This window comes from Pantoea sp. SGAir0180 (assembly GCF_043546245.1).
The window spans coordinates 54,670-71,080 of the sequence record NZ_CP028072.1; the positions used below are offsets into that span (position 1 = coordinate 54,670).

Here is a 16,411-nt window from a genome sequence, read left to right on the forward strand (position 1 = left end):
GGACGGCCCGCTTCCCTGAGAGTTCCGCTTATGTTTGATACCTTACTGATTGCCAACCGTGGCGCGATTGCCTGCCGCATTTTGCGCACCCTACGTGCCATGCAGGTGAAGGGTGTGGCTGTGTACGCCGAAGCCGATCTCGGTAGCCTGCATATTCGCGACGCGGATGAAGCGTTAAGCCTTGGCGACGGCCCGGCGGCGCAAACCTATCTGGTCGCCGAAAAAATTATCGCCGCAGCGCAGCAAAGTGGCGCACAGGCCATTCATCCGGGCTACGGTTTTCTCTCTGAAAATGCCGCGTTCGCGGAAGCCTGTGAGGCCGCAGGACTGATTTTTGTCGGCCCAACGCCGCAGCAGTTGCGAACCTTTGGCCTGAAGCACACGGCCCGGGCCCTGGCGAAAGCCGAAGGTGTGCCCTTACTGGAAGGCAGCGAATTACTGGCCGATGCCGCCGAAGCCTGCCGTGTCGCCGGGACAGTCGGTTATCCGGTGATGCTGAAAAGCACCGCGGGCGGCGGCGGAATTGGCATGCGCGTTTGCCGCGATGCGCACGAGCTGGCCGACGCGTTCGATACGGTACAGCGGCTGGGGCAAAACAACTTCAGCGACGCCGGCGTGTTTCTCGAAAACTATATCGAACGGGCGCGCCACCTTGAGGTGCAGATTTTCGGCGACGGGCAGGGTGAGGTTATCGCGCTGGGCGTGCGTGACTGCTCGGTGCAGCGGCGTAATCAAAAGGTCATCGAAGAAACCCCCGCGCCCAATCTGCCCGAAGGAATGGCGCAGGCGCTGTGCGAGGCGGCGGTTGCGCTGGGTAAAGCGGTAAACTATCGCAGTGCGGGCACGGTGGAGTTTGTTTATGACAGCGTCGCCCGCCAGTTTTACTTCCTGGAGGTCAATACCCGCCTTCAGGTAGAGCATGGCGTAACGGAACAGGTCTGGGGCGTTGACCTGGTGAAATGGATGATTGAACTGGCGGCGGGCACCTTGCCGCCGCTGCGTGAGCTGGCCTCGGGGCTTCAACCACAGGGCCATGCTGTTCAGGCACGGATTTATGCGGAAGATCCGGGACGGCAGTTTCAGCCCTCCCCCGGACTGCTCACGGAGGTGGCCTTTCCCGAAACCGAGAATGCCAGCCTGCGCATTGATCACTGGGTTGAAGCCGGTTGTGAAGTGCCGCCGTTTTTTGATCCGCTACTGGCAAAAATGATCGCCTGGCGGCCCAGCCGCGATGAGGCCATTGCCACGCTTTCGCAGGCGCTGGGGGAGACGCGTTTGTACGGTGTTGAAACCAATCGCCTCTATCTGCAGCAAATCCTGGCGTTTGCGCCCTTTGTCCACGGAGAACCCTGGACCCGTTGTCTTGAGCAGCTGTGTTATCAGGCGGCGACAGTTGAGGTGCTGAGTGCCGGTACGCAAACCAGCGTTCAGGATTACCCAGGCCGTCTGGGGTACTGGGCAGTCGGCGTACCGCCATCCGGGCCGATGGATGATCGCGCCCTGCGTTCAGGCAACCGGCTGCTGGGGAATGAGGAGGGCGAAGCCGCGCTGGAAATCACCCTCACCGGACCCATCCTAAAATTTAACACCGCCATTGAGGCGGTGATTTGCGGTGCATCGCTGAGCGCTACCCTGGATGGCCAGCCCGCGCCGATGGATTGTGTGTTTACGATATCCGCCGGAGCAACGCTGAAGCTGGGTGCCGTAAACGGTGCGGGCGTGCGAAGCTATCTTTGCCTGAGCGGCGGTATTCAGGTGCCAACATATTTAGGCAGCAAAAGCACCTTTACGCTCGGCCAGTTTGGTGGTCATGCCGGACGCGCCCTGCGCAGCGGTGATATCCTGCACCTGGCACCGCAGACGGCGCAGGCGGGCACGAAACTTCCTCTGGCTTTGCGTACGAATCTTCCGCAGGTCCGCACCTTGCGGGTGATTTATGGCCCCCATGGCGCGCCGGAGTTTTTTACGCCGGACTATATCGCCACCTTTTTTGCCACGGACTGGGAAGTGCATTTCAACTCCAGTCGCACGGGCGTTCGTCTGATTGGACCTAAGCCTGACTGGAGCCGCGACAGCGGCGGCGAAGCCGGACTGCACCCGTCGAATATTCACGATAACCCCTACGCTATTGGCGCGGTTGATTTTACCGGCGATATGCCGGTAATTCTGGGCCCGGATGGACCCAGTCTGGGAGGCTTCGTTTGTCCGGTCACGGTTATAGAAGCCGACCTCTGGCAACTGGGGCAACTGAAAGCCGGTGATAACGTGCGCTTTACCGCAGTGGATTTGCCCACCGCGCGTCAGCTGGCCCGGGAGCAACGCCAGGCGCTGGCAACGCTCTGCGCGCAGGAGACGGCCTGGCAACCTGCGCCGCTGACCTCGCCGATTGTTATGACCTGCGGCGAGGCCGATAAGCGCCTGGTGGCGCGGCTTTCGGGCGATACGCATCTGCTCCTCGAAGCCGGGGAGCCGGAACTGGACCTGGTTCTGCGTTTTCGCATTCATGCCCTGATGCAGGCGCTGGAAGCGCATGCAAAAGACGGGGTGATTGATATCACGCCGGGGATCCGTTCGCTGCAAATCCATTTTCAGCCTGAAATTCTCATCCATGACGCGCTGTTGGCATGGGTGCGCGGCGAGTGGCTCGCAGTTTGTATGCATGATGATCTGCAGGTGCCGACGCGCGTGGTGCATCTGCCGCTTTCCTGGGACGATCCCGCCTGCCGTCAGGCGATTGAAAAATACATGACTACGGTACGTCCTGATGCGCCGTGGTGCCCCAGCAACCTGGAGTTTATTCGTCGGATTAACGATCTGCCTGACGAGCAGGCGGTCTGGAAAACGGTATTTGAAGCCAGCTACCTGGTTATGGGGCTGGGCGATGTCTATCTTGGCGCGCCGGTAGCGACACCGCTGGATCCGCGCCATCGTCTTGTCACCACAAAATATAATCCGGCGCGTACCTGGACGGCTGAAAATTCGGTCGGTATCGGTGGGGCTTACCTGTGCGTTTACGGTATGGAAGGGCCCGGTGGCTATCAGTTTGTGGGCCGCACGCTTCAGATGTGGAACCGCTATCGCGACGTCATCGATTTTGCCGGAAAACCCTGGCTACTGCGCTTCTTCGATCAACTGCGTTTTTACCCCGTATCCGCCGGGGAACTGATGCAAATCCGCCGCGATTTTCCACTGGGACGCTATCCGCTGCGCATTGAGCACAGCACGCTGCGGTTAAGCGATTATCAGCAGTTTCTTGCTCAGGAGGCGCAGAGCATCGCGGCGTTTCGTGACCATCAGCAAAAGGCGTTTAATGCGGAACGCGATCGCTGGATCGCCAGCGGGCAGGCTCATTTCGACAGCCAGGAAAGCGTGGTGGAAGAGGGCGGCGATAGGTCATTACAGCAGGACGAACAGGGCGTCGAAAGCCCGGTTTCCGGCAATCTCTGGCAGGTGCAAACCACGGCGGGAAGTCGCGTGCGTGCGGGGGATGTGCTGGTCGTGCTGGAATCCATGAAAATGGAGATTCCGCTGCTGGCGCCGTGCGACGGCATCATTCAGCAGATAAACGTGCAGCCAGGCAGTGCTGTGCGCACGGGACAGCGGGTTGCGGTGATAAGGGAAGAGAACGTCTGAAGCGGGAGCGGTTTCGGGCCCCGGATAGCGATTACCGCCGGGGCTGATCACGCTCGTTGGTGATCTCCGTCTGGCAGAGGCGCGAAGCAGGTATGGCTCGTGCACATGCGCGCCGAAAGCCATGCGCTCTGGCATGTTATCGGCGCGCTGTTTGCTAAACAAAAGCGGCTGTAAAGGTGATGCGTATTCCCGGCCTTTTACGCGTCGCGGACGCTGCCACCATAAGCTTCCGGCACCAGATCCTGCTCGGCATCCCCGCTCTCAAGTAGCATTAACAGACTTTCAGCGACTTTTTCAGGTGAATGCGCAAAGGCGGCAATCTCTTTTTCCTGCGCGCTGGCCTGCTCACGGCCTGATTTAACGGACTGGTAAAATTCTGTCGCGGTCACAAAGGGATAGAAAGTCGATACCGTGATCCCCTCAGAAGCCAGCTCCAGACGGGCAACACGTGAAAGCATATTCAGTCCGGCTTTCGCGCTGGTATAGGCCGCAGAGCCTGGATAGGTTGCCAGCGTTGCACCTGAGCTGACATTAATAATGCTGCCGCGTCCTTGCTGACGCATCGCGGCTAGGACCGCCTGCATCATCCTGAGTGGCGCAACCAGATTTACGTCCAGCAGTGCCATGAAGTCCTCACTGCCGATCGTGTCAATGGCACCATGCAGCCCTTGCCCCGCATTGTTGATTAACGCGTCAATGCGCCCAAAATGGCTAAGCGTGGTCTGAACGGCGTTGGTAATCTCATCATGACGCGTCACATCACAGGCTATCGCTATGGCGTTTCCCAACGTTTGCGCCAGCGCGCTAATGCGTTCTTTACGCCGCGCGATAAGTACCACCTGCGCGCCGGATTGTGCAGCCGCCCGGGCGGTTGCTGCACCAATGCCCGACGATGCGCCGGTTATCATGATTACTGCCCCTTTAATATTCATCGCTTTTCTCGCTCCGGTTGCGGCACTCTTCGCACTGATTTTAGTGCGCACATCATTGCCGTGCGGCCTGAATTCTGCTTATTATTTGCCTGTTTCTGCTTAATTCTGCGTAAGGCGGAGCTTATGACAACGGCATTAGACGCCCTGCGCGAGAGCGTGCAGGACTGGCCTGTGGATGCAAACGCGCGTTCGGCCATCCCACGACTGGACATCTACCGGGTCACGCAACCTCTTACTCTTCCGCCTGAGGTTTATCCGCCCTTTATTAGCCTGATCCTGCAGGGTGAGAAGCAGCTGCAGATTGGATCGCGTCTCTTTCGCTATAGCGCCGGGCAGGCCTTTATCTCGTCTGTCGATCTGCCAGCAAGCGGTAAGATTGTGGGTGCCAGCGATGCAGCGCCTTATCTGGCAGTGCGCCTGACATTCGATCTTGCCGTGATAAGAGCATTACTGCATGTGTCACCCGCAGTGAGTGAACCACCGGCCGGACCGGGGTTTGCTGTTGAGGATGCAGATGCAACATTACTGGATGCCTGGTTGCGACTGGTGCGTCTGACTCATCATCCCGAAGATATTGCTGTGATGGCGCCCTTAACGGAGCGTGAAATTGTTTACCGCCTGTTGCGCGGCCCCCAGGGTGCGCTGTTGCGTCAGGCTACTGACACAAGCGGTTATTTTTCATCCATCCGCAGTGCGGTGAGCTGGTTGAAAACGCACTATGCTTCGCCGGTGCGCATTGAACAACTGGCGCATATGACCAACATGAGTATCTCGGTATTTCATCGTCGTTTTAAAGCCAGCACCGGATTTTCTCCGTTGCAGTATCAAAAGCATCTGCGGCTTTATGCGGCGCGTAATCTGCTCTTTCGTCAGCCCGGTAACGTTGCTGCCGTTGCGTCGACGGTGGGTTATGACAGTTTGACGCAGTTTACCCGCGAATATAGTCGTCTGTTTGGCATCCCGCCCGCGCGGGACGCCAGAGATCATCGTGGGGTGGGCGCGTTTCAGCAGGTGAGGTCGCTTTGATGAACCGCACCCGAATAATGCATCAGGGCACAATAACCATTTGAGAGGGCGCGCCTACGGCAACGTAGTTTCCGGTAAAGGTGATGGCACCGCTCGCTTTGTCCACTCTGAAACTGGTGATGTTATCGCTACGCTGATTCATCACGTAAATCATGCTGCCATCGGGGGATAACGTCAGCGTTCGTGGGTAATCACCGCGCGTCCACACATCATCCTTATGCGTCAGTGTGCCGTTAGCATTGACCGCAAAGTGCGCAATGCTGTCATGCAGACGGTTGGCCACGTAAAGATTTTTCCCTGCCTTATCAATAACTAACCCGGCTGCAAAACTGGTGCCTTTATAACCGGCAGGCAGCGTAGAAACCGTGGCCTTTTCCTGCAAGGCACCGGTATGCGGATTAATAAGGTAATGCGTGAGCGTCGAGGCTTCTTCATTGACTAACCAGAGCGCACGGCCGTCGGTGCTAAAGACGAAATGGCGCGGGCCTGCTCCTGCTGACGAGGCGTTTATCCATGCGGGTTTACCGGGCGTGAGCGTACCGTCTTTATTCAGGTGATACTGGTAAATGCGATCCAGTCCCAGATCTGTCGAGTACACAAACTGGCCCGTATGATCGCTGGCGACCATATGTGCATGCGGACCGTTGTGGTCGCTAATAGCAAAGCTGCCCTCGGGCGCCGCCGCGGGTTTGCCTGCGCCTGCCGGGCCACTGTCCTGATGATGATCGATGGCCTGGCTCAGTTTACCCTCTGACGTCACCGCAAACACTGTGATACTGCCGCTGACATAATTGGCGACCATCAGGTAACGCTGGTCGGGTGTCAGAGACAGATAAACCGGCCCCTTACCTTGGGTGTCGACCTGATTTAATGCCGTGAGCGAGCCGTCCGGGCCAATCTGATAAGCGGTAACACTGCCTTTTTCGGTCTCACTGGCCACATAGAGATGTTTACCATCGGCTGACGCGACCATCTGCGCCTGATTGGGCAGTTGACTCACCAACGTTTTTCCCGACAGTTCACCCTGCGCATTGATCGTGAATCGATAAACCCCTTCGCCATCAGGATTATAGGTTCCCACATACGCATAAGATGCCTGAGCCATAAACGGCACGAAGGCCGTAACGCTTGCAACGGCGGCTGCTGTCAGAATCGTTTTATTCATAATTTTTCCCTATTTACCAGTGTCATTAAGCGAATATAACGGTTGCCCGTTCGTCAATGCAGTGACTGCGCCGTGAGTAAAAGGGCAGAACGCAGCGTTTCAGTGATGCGCGCTTTGCCTTCACGTCGAAACGATTGCCAGAAAAGTGTGGCGGAGAGTATCCATCCACTTTGTCGTGTCGCTTTTCGGCCTGTCAGAAGCGCCTCTGCGTGGCACGCATGCCTGGCTGCGGTTTTCTGAAGGTGTCCGTTAAGCGTTTGTATTGGGAATGTAAAGCCAGAGTCTGGATAAATTATCAGCAAGCTCTGATGGGATACAGAGAGTGTTTTTCCGGTAGTAAGCGGAAATGTTTTGGCTGGGGATGGGGGATGTCACAGGAGGGGGGAAGTACCCAAATTTTTAATCTCTGTCCCCGCGGTGGTTGAACGTATTTCCGCGCATATGTATAGGTATTCGGTGAGAATCAATCGATCCGAGTTCGCTTTAGGTCGGTTTTCCGGCTTTTCTCCCGTATACATAGAATAACCTTGCCGGCCGCAAATAAAAAAGGTCTCTCTGGTCTGTTGGCGCACCGCAAATGACGCTAACATTCCATCAAGTATGCCAGTGTCAGAATCTATCATAAAGTAAATATTAAGGATTAAAATGGTAATCTTTAAAGAAAAAGATAGCAGTAATTTTGGATTAAGATTGAAAGCACGGTCAGCCTTTTTTTCATTTTTTTTTATGCGCTATGCTTCCTGTGCTTTTTATATATTCTGATTTTACAAAATACAGCGCTCTTGGCCATTTAAACTCACCCCTAAAAATTATTTGTGTTGCTGTATATATACTCATTTCATTTCTTATCTTAATAAAAAGAAGATGGAATTATTTATTTTTTATTTTCCTTTCATTTACTATTCTCGTGATTTACCAATATTCAGGTTGGGATAATTTAATCATCGATAAAGGATTCCATACCCTTAGAGGTAAATTTTATAAAAATCTATCACATTGTACTGCACAACATTATGGTAAAAACCAGGAGCAAATACTCGCCTATTGTTTTAGAACATATCCTGAAATCGAAGGGGGTAATTATGATATTTTTTATGATTCAGGTGGGGAGGCGATGTTAACAGAAAATAGTCGTTCTTGCTCATGGTATACAGCTTGGTATTCGATTGCTAGAAAAAAGAATGACAGCATGCTCTATGGTATTGCTAGAGAAATTAGCATGCCTTCAATACTCATGAAAACATCTAGCATTGGTCATTCTTTTTACGCTGTGGAATATGATTTATTTGATAGGGACTTTAATTATTATCCTGTCTCTTACTGCGGCATAAAATAAAAATTAAAATTTAAGAATATGGATATGGATATGGATATGGATATGGAAAAATTAGGTATTACATCAAATTTTACGGTTTCAGGCTTCGATGAACACGGTGTAGGTTATCCAGTCGTAGAGGCACATTTCATATTGAATATGGATGGTAATCCTATTGTTGATCCGGTTCCTGGCGGGTCTCAAAGTTGCAATATACATTTAGCCGATGGTACGGTTCTGAGTGGTGTTGAAGCGAATCCTAATAATTGGTTATTAGGGCCTGCTAATTATACATATAACCCCGGCGGCGGTTCGCCATTGCCAGCGGCCCAGACTCGCTATAACGAACAGGCAGACGCCGGCGCGGGGGATGGGCCTTTTGTTATTTTTGTTGTGAACCTGAAAGGCGGGGTATCAAAAACCGTCAGTACGGTGACTCTGGCGCATGGCCTGCGGGTTCATCAGGATCTTCTTCAGCACGATCTTCGTATTCTGGTTGTGGATCTCGATCCTCAGGCCTCGAGTACCATGTTTCTCAGCCAGGAAAACAGCATTGGTTCCATAATGGAAACAGCTGCACAGGCAATGCTTAACGATCTGGATGCGGGCCAGCTCAGAGAGGACATCATTAAACCCACCATTATCCCCGGTGTTGATGTCATTCCTGCTTCTATTGACGATGGTTTTATTGCAAGTCAGTGGAATGATCTCGTCAGAGAACATTTGCCTGACAGGCTTCCCTCTGAAGTGTTGCGCCGGACGATTATTGATCGTGTCGGTGCTGATTACGATTTCATCTTTATTGATACGGGTCCTCACCTCGATGCCTTCATGCTGAATGCACTCGCCGCGAGTGACCTGCTGCTGACGCCCACACCGCCCGCACAGGTCGATTTTCACTCTACCCTTAAGTATCTCACGCGGCTGCCTGAAATGATTGAGCAGCTTGAGGAAGAGGGCATCACGCCGCGGATAAAGGGAAATATTGGCTTTATGTCGAAAATGACTTCGAAGCGGGATCATGAAATGACACACGGCCTTGCCCGTGATGTTTTTACCTCTTACATTCTTGACGCGACATTGCCCAGGCTTGACGGGTTTGAACGCTGCGGCGAAAGCTTCGACACCATTGTGAGTGCCGATCCCAGTTCCTATCCGGGAAGTGCCGAGGCGCTCAAGAAAGCGAAGCGTGAGGCGGAGCGTGAGGCGGAGCGTTTCACTCAGGCTGTATTTAAAAGGATTGAATTCATCAGAGGTGTGAAATGAAAAAGGAAATGGTCAAGCTGGGCCGGCAACTGGGTAATTCCAGTTTTTCAAAAATCATGAACGAGTCAGACAGCGAGCGTGTGTTTACCCTTAAGTCCGGTGCTCAGGCCCGGTTTGTCCTGACCAAGATACTGCATGACGAAATCGAAACACAGACGTTCGTTGATGCCACGGTAAACGGCCGTGACCAGGCATTTCTGACGCGCGAATCGGTCAGTGATATTTCCCGGACCATCCGGCTTCAGCAGTTCTTTCCTGCCATCGGACGTGAGGTTAATGGTCGGACAGAGATACTGGATGGTTCACGACGTCGTGCTGCCTGAATTTACAACGGAACCGCATTTGAGGTGCTGGTGACGCGTGATGCTTTGTCTCTCTCTGATGCCCGACAACTGGCTGTGGATATTCAGACTGCAAAAGAGCATACGCTGCATGAACTCGGGAAACGTCTCAGACTGATGTATCCTGAAGACATGAATCAGTCAGAGATAGCCGCTGCAGAAGGGCTGTCTGCCGCCAAGGTGACCCGGGCTTTTCAGGCTGCCGCTGTACCTGATGAAATCATTGCTGTTTTCCCCAATGTCAGCGAACTTTCCATCAGTGACTACCGATCCCTGCTGGAGGTGACGGATAAAGCACGGGCAAAACATATCGCCACTGACGCCTTAGTTGATTGCGTCCGCAGCCGGATGGAAGAGAATGCTTCTCATGACCTTGACGAACCCGCTTACAAGAACCGAATAATCAGCTATTTTCGTGCTGAAAGCGAAGGCCCCCGCAAAGCTGCGGGTAGCAAAAAATCGTGACAGAGAAGCTGGCGGAGTTTAGTGATAAAAAGCAGTTCGCCCGAAAAAAACGGACGCTGATAAACGTCTTGTCACTTATGAATTCTCCCGTCTTTCTGCGGCCTGTCAGGCTGAACTTGATGCCGCCGTCCGGAGCGTCATTGATCGCATGACGATTAAGTCTGTGAACGACCAGTGATCTGGCCCTGCTGCCGGTGCCTCTGTGAGTGAGTACAGGGAATTCACAATAAAATTTTACCCAGTGTGGATTTTGTGTAACCTTATGATTTAAATGAATAAATTAGTTTTATTTCAAGGTGAAATTCCCGTTTATGAATCTCATAGGCGGGAAGCGATTCTGACTTTTCCGTTATCTGCTTTAAGTAAGAAAGTTAACACTGAAGAATATTTTAATTAAGCGACCGGTATCGGAGTCGCTGTCTTGAAAGTTTGCTCTGAAAGAAAAACCCTTTACCTGCATGAAGCATTGAGATGTCTAAGACAAAATATTCAGAGCGGGTAGCATCTTAAAATCATTTTTCTGTTTAGTTAGCAGTATGTCGGTTAAAAATTATTCCCGATAAAAGAGAATCAGTTTTTAATGTTGATTATCGATGTTGATACGAGTATTGAGCCATCTCTGATAACGAAATCATGGACAATCCTCGAGCTGCTGAAAAGTCAGATCCACCTTTGGTGAAGCATCCTTAGCATGGTGTTATTCTCAAATTTGCTAAAATACAGCGTTCTTTTATCTGCGCAGACGAACTCTTTAACGCATACCAAACGTTGAAGCTCTCTAGCCTTTATTCCCTTTTCCTGTAAGCCGACATATCAATTTTAAGCAATTTTCCGTTGATCCCCTGCAAAGCTTTTATGGAAGGCGTTAAGGTAAAAAAGATAAAGGAGAAAACAATGAATAAAGACGATACCGGTATCATCCACCATGGATGAGTGTCCTCTGCCACTCTTTGTAGAAAAGTCACAAAAAACATAACACCATAGACTAAATAAATGGCGCTGAAAAATCTGTATAATAACCGTTTTCTTCGGAAGGCTTTTGACGCGAACTTAAAGTAAAACTTTTTTGACCTGCTCCCCGTTGATTAACACACCGCGATGTTAGTAATGTCTTCATCAGTCACATGAGGACATCCCCATGAAGAAGCGTTTTTCCGACGAACAGATCATCAGTATTCTCCGCTATGCTGAAGCCGGGGTTTCTGCCCGGGAACTCTGCCGTAAGCATGCTATTTCAGACGCTACTTTTTACACCTGGCGCAAGAAGTATGGCGGTATGGAGGTGCCCGGGGTTAAGCGCCTGAAGTCGCCTGAGGAACAGAACGCCAGACTCAGGAAGCTGTTTGCAGAAGCCATGCTGGATAAGGAGGCACTTCAGGTGGCTCTGGGGCAAAAGTACGGACGACAGGCCAGAAGCGGGAAGCCGTTGAGTTTATGTGTGATGCGACCGGTCTGTCGTAACGTCGTGCCTGCAGGCTTACAGGTTTGTCCCTGTCGACCTGCCGCTACGAGGCTAAGCGTCCGGCGGCTGATGCGCAGCTGTCTCTACCAATCACAGAGCTGGCACTGGAGCGCAGGCGTTTTGGCTACCGCCGCATCTGGCAGTTACTGCGCCGTGAAGGCCTTCTGGTTAATCACAAGGACGTGTACCGCCTGTATCATCTGAACGGACTGGGCGTAAAACGCAGACGACGTCGTAAAGGACTGGCAACGGAACGTCTGCCGCTGCTCCGCCCGGCAGCGCCCAACCTGACCTGGTCGATGGATTTCGTTATGGATGCGCTGGCCACCGGTCGCAGAATAAAGTGCCTGACCTGCGTGGACGACTTCACGAAGGAATGCCTGACGGTCACTGTTGCCTTTGGGATTTCAGGTGTTCAGGCCACGCGTATTCTGGACAGCATCGCGCTCTTTCGGGGCTATCCGGCGACGATAAGAACTGATCAGGGCCCGGAATTTACCTGCCGCGCGCTCGATCAATGGGCCTTTGAGCATGGCGTGGAGCTTCGGCTTATCCAGCCCGGCAAGCCGACACAGAACGGATTTATTGAGAGCTTTAACGGACGATTTCGCGATGAATGTCTGAATGAGCACTGGTTCAGTGACGTCAGTCATGCCAGGGAAACCATCAGTGAATGGCGTCAGGATTATAATGAGTGCCGTCCGCACTCCGCGCTCAATTATCAGACGCCGTCTGAATTTGCGGCGGGCTGGAGAAAGGATAATTCTGAGAGCGAAGGATCCGACATTACTAACTGAGCCTTGTATCTAATACTGGGGGCAGGTCACGCGCACAGTCCCTCGGGTGGGTAGTCTGTCCGCAGTTCATGCAAGGCCTGCTGAAGAAGCTCCTGACTAATTCCGTAAGCCAGTTGTACGCCACTGGACTGGCGTGTCTTTTTGGGCGTTTCGTTTGCGGGATTTTTTACTTTTGCTATGACTAATGCCCACCTTAATGTATGTGTAATAAAGAAAGTTAGGAGACTGCCGCTCGCCTAGCATGAGGATAATGTCAAATATGAAGCTATTTTGAAACTTTTTATGTATCCGTAGGCAATACACTACACACAAAAAGCAGTGAAGTTCACGAAGCCATTCAGTGATTGGTCATCGACTAAAATCTGTAAGCTGATGTCGGTTCAGATTAAAACGTCGTAGCGTAAATATCCTGGAATATACTGGTCAGCACATAAAGGACCACCACCATCATCCCAGAGTTTGATGGTATTTCTGCTTCTGTTGACGATGGTTTTATCAGGTGTCAATGGAATGATTTTTAAGCGAGTATCATATTTCGATATTGACAAAATGATTGCATTATATATCTTTGATTTTTACATTTTTTTTAATTAGAATTTAGAGGGTGATATGAATGTAGAAATTGAAAGTGTTAAAAACCCGTCAAGTGATGGCCGTGTTATTTTTTTAATTGAAAATTTAAATGTCACTCTCAACAAAATTACAGGAAGTGATGGGTCGAAAAATGCCGACCTGACAGATTTCTTGCAAGAGAAGGCGTTATTTTTGCTGGCTTTGCGAGGTGGGGAAGCCATTGCTTGTGGCGGATTTCGGCCGTTAAATTCCGAGATTTGCGAAATCAAACGGATGTATTCTCTGGAAAAAAATACTGGTCTGGGATCTAAAATCTTGCAGGAACTGGAATTTTCAGCCCAGAAATATGGTTATAATTTTGTTTGCTTAGAAACACGGCTAGTGAATACTGATGCCGTAAATTTTTATTTAAAAAAAGGATATAAAATTATTGATAACTATGGACTTTATATCGGTCGGCCAGAAGCTGTATGTTTTGGTAAATCATTACCTACTCACCATGAATAATAATATCTTATCTTATGTTTTTATGTCATATACTTTTCTTATTGGAGCAAATAACATATTTCCCTATGTTAATCTATTGATTTGTGAGTTTTTTAATTTTTTAAAATTCTTAATGTTTTATCATGTCAAGCAGATTTTAAAACCGTAAAAGCGTTATAAACCAGCGTTAAACACTAAGTATGTATGTTTTTTATAGTCTTTTTTTTAAAGGTCACACTTTTTTTATGTATTGCAAAACTTTTATGAATTTTTTCTTGCAGTGAAGTTGACAGTAGTTTACAAAACTGGATATATTGAAATTCATAAAGTAGTCCTAAAAATAATTTATATTCATTCGTGTTTGCTTTTTTTTACCAGGAATAAGATGTGGTGCCCTCTAACCGTAGGCGCTTTTCAATATTTTATTATCTGGTGACCACGAGTGAATATAGCTATTGTTGCAATGCAAGGAGTTTTTCCCGGGGCTAACGACGTAGATTCGTTATGGCAGAATATTAAATCTGGTACTGTTTCAATTCCTGAATTTCCGCCAACTGTTGAGGCGAAAGCCGGACAAAGCTGGATCCATCGTCGTCCGCTTCTCGCAAATCCTCAATATTTTGATGCAGACTTTTTTGGATTAACTGAAATAGAAGCCGAAGCGCTGGATCCGCAACTTAGGTTGTTGATGGAGCAATCCTGGCTAGCGCTTGAGCAGGCTGGAGGATGCCACGAAGATAAGCGCCAGCGCACGGGTATTTTCGCTGGTGTGCGGCATTCCCGCTATTTCGAAGATCATTTGCAGCATAACCCCCGTCATTTAGCCGCCTTTGGTCAAGACTATTTGCAAATGATGAACCGCAAAGACAGTGCGGCTACCCTTATTGCCTATCGTCTGGGACTAGGCGGCCCGGCCATTAGTGTAAATACGGCCTGCTCAACGTCGCTGCTTGCCGTTCATCTTGCCTGTAACAGTCTTCTGACTTGGGAATGCGACGTTGCGCTGGCGGGCGGGGCAGCAATACCAGCTTTCAGCGCTGAATCTCAGTTAACCATACCCGGTGGATTCTTATCGCCGGACGGCCTGTGTCGCCCATTTTCAGTGGATGCCAATGGCACGATTGACGGTGCTGGTATTGCCATTGTGGCACTCAAGCGACTTGATGATGCGCTTAGGGATGGTAATGCTATTCATGGCGTGATCCTTGGTAGCGCTGTCAACAACGACGGTAATGACAAAGTCGGGTATTCCGCACCCAGCGTCAGCGGACAGGCTCGCGTCATTGCTGATGCGTTGGCTGTTGCGGATGTCAGTGTAGACGATATTGGTTATATAGAAACTCACGGCACCGGCACTCAGTTGGGTGATTCTATTGAAATTCGTGCGCTGACCCAGGCCTGGATGGATCACACTGTGCGACTTGGTTTTTGTGCGCTTGGCTCTATTAAGGCCAATATCGGCCATCTTGGGACCGCCGCCGGGGTCACCGGACTGATCAAGGCATGCTGTTCAGTGCGCGATGGAATTATTCCCCACAGCCGCATTGTGAAACACCTCACCCGGCATTGAAATTAACCCAGTCACCGTTTCGTATTGCGCAACATGAAGAATCCTGGCAATCCGGTCAAAAGCCGCGGCTGGCCGCAGTCAGCAGTTTTGGTATTGGCGGCACCAATGTCCATTTGATATTGCAACAACCGCCCGAAAAGGTTCCCCGGCCTGAAGCCCCCCCACAGCCGTCACTGTTGCTGCTGTCAGCTAAAAGTCAGGCAGCCCTGGAGAACCAGCGGCAAAATATGGCTTTGAAGCTGGCCTCATACAAGGATGCAGATTTAGCGGGGCTGGCGACCACGCTGGCCTTGAGTCGTAGCCACTTTGCCTGGCGCATGGCAGTCACGGCGGAAACGGTCGATCAGGCGGCAAAAAAGTTAATGGCGTCGGATGTCAGTACAAAGGTCATCAGGGGCGACAGCAGGGTGGCCTTCCTGTTCCCGGGACAAGGCTCTCAATACCCGCACATGACTCTGGCACTTTATCACCAGCGGGCGGATTACCGCGAATGGCTGGATCAGGTGGCACGTTGTCTGCATCGTCATCTCGGCGTCGACCTGCTGACACTGCTGGAGTCGGATGCAGACACGTTAATGTCCACAGAGTATGCGCAACCGGCATTGTTTGCGATCGGATGGGCGCTGGCACAATGGTGGTGTCAGCATGGCGTTGAGCCGGAGATATTACTCGGCCACAGCATTGGCGAGTGGGTTGCCGCCTGTGTGGCGGGGTATTCTCCCTTGATGATGCTATGCGTCTGGTGTGCCTGCGGGGACGCCTGATGCAGGCCGCCCGCCCGGGACGAATGATGTCAGTGTCGCAAAGTGCCACTCTGATGAAGCCTCTGCTACCGCCTGGGCTGGAAATTGCCGTGATCAACCAGCATAACGCCTGTGTGGTGGGGGGCGATGCCGCGCTGCTTGAATCGCTGGAAAAGGTTCTGCTGCAACAGGAAATCACCTTTCGCTATCTGCACACTTCACACGCATTCCACACGGTTTCAATGATGCCCGCGGCACAAGAATTCCTTAAGTCGGTGGCTGCTACGCCCCGTAATGCGCCACGCGTTAAGATAGTTTCGAATATCACCGGCCAGATATTGACTACCGAGTTGGCATTGTCTGCGCAGTACTGGGCAGATCACATCTGTGAACCGGTGCAGTTTGCGGCGGGGCTGGAATGCATTGCCGCGCAGGGTGTGGATGTCTTGCTGGAGTGCGGGCCGGGCAACGTATTGTCATCACTGGCTCGCGGCGTCTTGAATGACGCCGTGATAATCAGCAGCCAGCCACATGCCTCCCGCGCAGAACTTTCAACTGCCGCGCTGTTGCAGGCCGCAGGGGAGTTATGGACCCAAGGTGTTGCATTCGATTATGGCGCACTGATGACTGCTCCCCT

Annotated in this window: 8 protein-coding genes and 3 pseudogenes; 9 read left to right on the forward strand and 2 right to left on the reverse strand. The window is 51.5% G+C overall.

Features of this window, described 5'->3' with window-relative positions:
* Positions 1–30 precede the first annotated feature (30 nt).
* A complete protein-coding gene (gene uca, locus C1N58_RS20905) occupies positions 31–3,633 on the forward strand; it encodes an urea carboxylase (protein WP_394564938.1) in 3,603 nt (1,200 codons plus the stop codon).
* A gap of 197 nt (positions 3,634–3,830) precedes the next feature.
* Here the strand turns inward: uca and C1N58_RS20910 are convergent, their stop codons facing one another.
* Positions 3,831–4,541 (reverse strand): SDR family oxidoreductase, encoded by a 711-nt coding sequence (locus C1N58_RS20910; RefSeq protein WP_394564939.1) that lies wholly within the window; start codon positions 4,539–4,541, stop codon positions 3,831–3,833.
* 147 nt (positions 4,542–4,688) lie between these two features.
* On the opposite strand from C1N58_RS20910, the gene C1N58_RS20915 reads away from it, so the two are divergent.
* Complete coding sequence (locus C1N58_RS20915; protein WP_394564940.1) at positions 4,689–5,591, forward strand: AraC family transcriptional regulator; 903 nt, start codon at positions 4,689–4,691, stop codon at positions 5,589–5,591.
* A 22-nt stretch (positions 5,592–5,613) separates the two neighbouring features.
* Here the strand turns inward: C1N58_RS20915 and C1N58_RS20920 are convergent, their stop codons facing one another.
* Complete coding sequence (locus C1N58_RS20920) at positions 5,614–6,756, reverse strand: lactonase family protein (RefSeq protein ID WP_394564941.1); 1,143 nt, start codon at positions 6,754–6,756, stop codon at positions 5,614–5,616.
* 733 nt (positions 6,757–7,489) lie between these two features.
* Between C1N58_RS20920 and C1N58_RS20925 the strand changes: the two genes are divergently transcribed.
* The 7 genes and pseudogenes from C1N58_RS20925 to C1N58_RS20955 all read left to right on the forward strand — a co-directional run.
* Positions 7,490–8,092 (forward strand): hypothetical protein, encoded by a 603-nt coding sequence (locus C1N58_RS20925; RefSeq protein WP_394564942.1) that lies wholly within the window; start codon positions 7,490–7,492, stop codon positions 8,090–8,092.
* Positions 8,093–8,116: 24 nt separating this feature from the next.
* Positions 8,117–9,337 (forward strand): ParA family protein, encoded by a 1,221-nt coding sequence (locus tag C1N58_RS20930; protein ID WP_394564943.1) that lies wholly within the window; start codon positions 8,117–8,119, stop codon positions 9,335–9,337.
* A pseudogene (locus C1N58_RS20935) lies at positions 9,334–10,321 on the forward strand (ParB/RepB/Spo0J family partition protein). Before C1N58_RS20930 ends, C1N58_RS20935 begins: the two are co-directional and overlap by 4 nt.
* A 960-nt stretch (positions 10,322–11,281) precedes the next feature.
* Positions 11,282–12,402, forward strand: a pseudogene (locus C1N58_RS20940) (IS3 family transposase).
* Between the two features lie 609 nt (positions 12,403–13,011).
* Positions 13,012–13,482 (forward strand): GNAT family N-acetyltransferase, encoded by a 471-nt coding sequence (locus C1N58_RS20945; RefSeq protein ID WP_394564944.1) that lies wholly within the window; start codon positions 13,012–13,014, stop codon positions 13,480–13,482.
* A 421-nt stretch (positions 13,483–13,903) separates the two neighbouring features.
* Positions 13,904–15,031 carry a beta-ketoacyl [acyl carrier protein] synthase domain-containing protein gene (locus tag C1N58_RS20950; protein WP_394564945.1) on the forward strand — a complete coding sequence of 376 codons (1,128 nt, stop codon included), beginning with the start codon at positions 13,904–13,906 and terminating at the stop codon, positions 15,029–15,031.
* Positions 14,965–16,196, forward strand: a pseudogene (locus C1N58_RS20955) (acyltransferase domain-containing protein); the annotation flags it as partial. The gene C1N58_RS20950 and the pseudogene C1N58_RS20955, both read left to right, overlap by 67 nt.
* Positions 16,197–16,411: the final 215 nt, after the last annotated feature.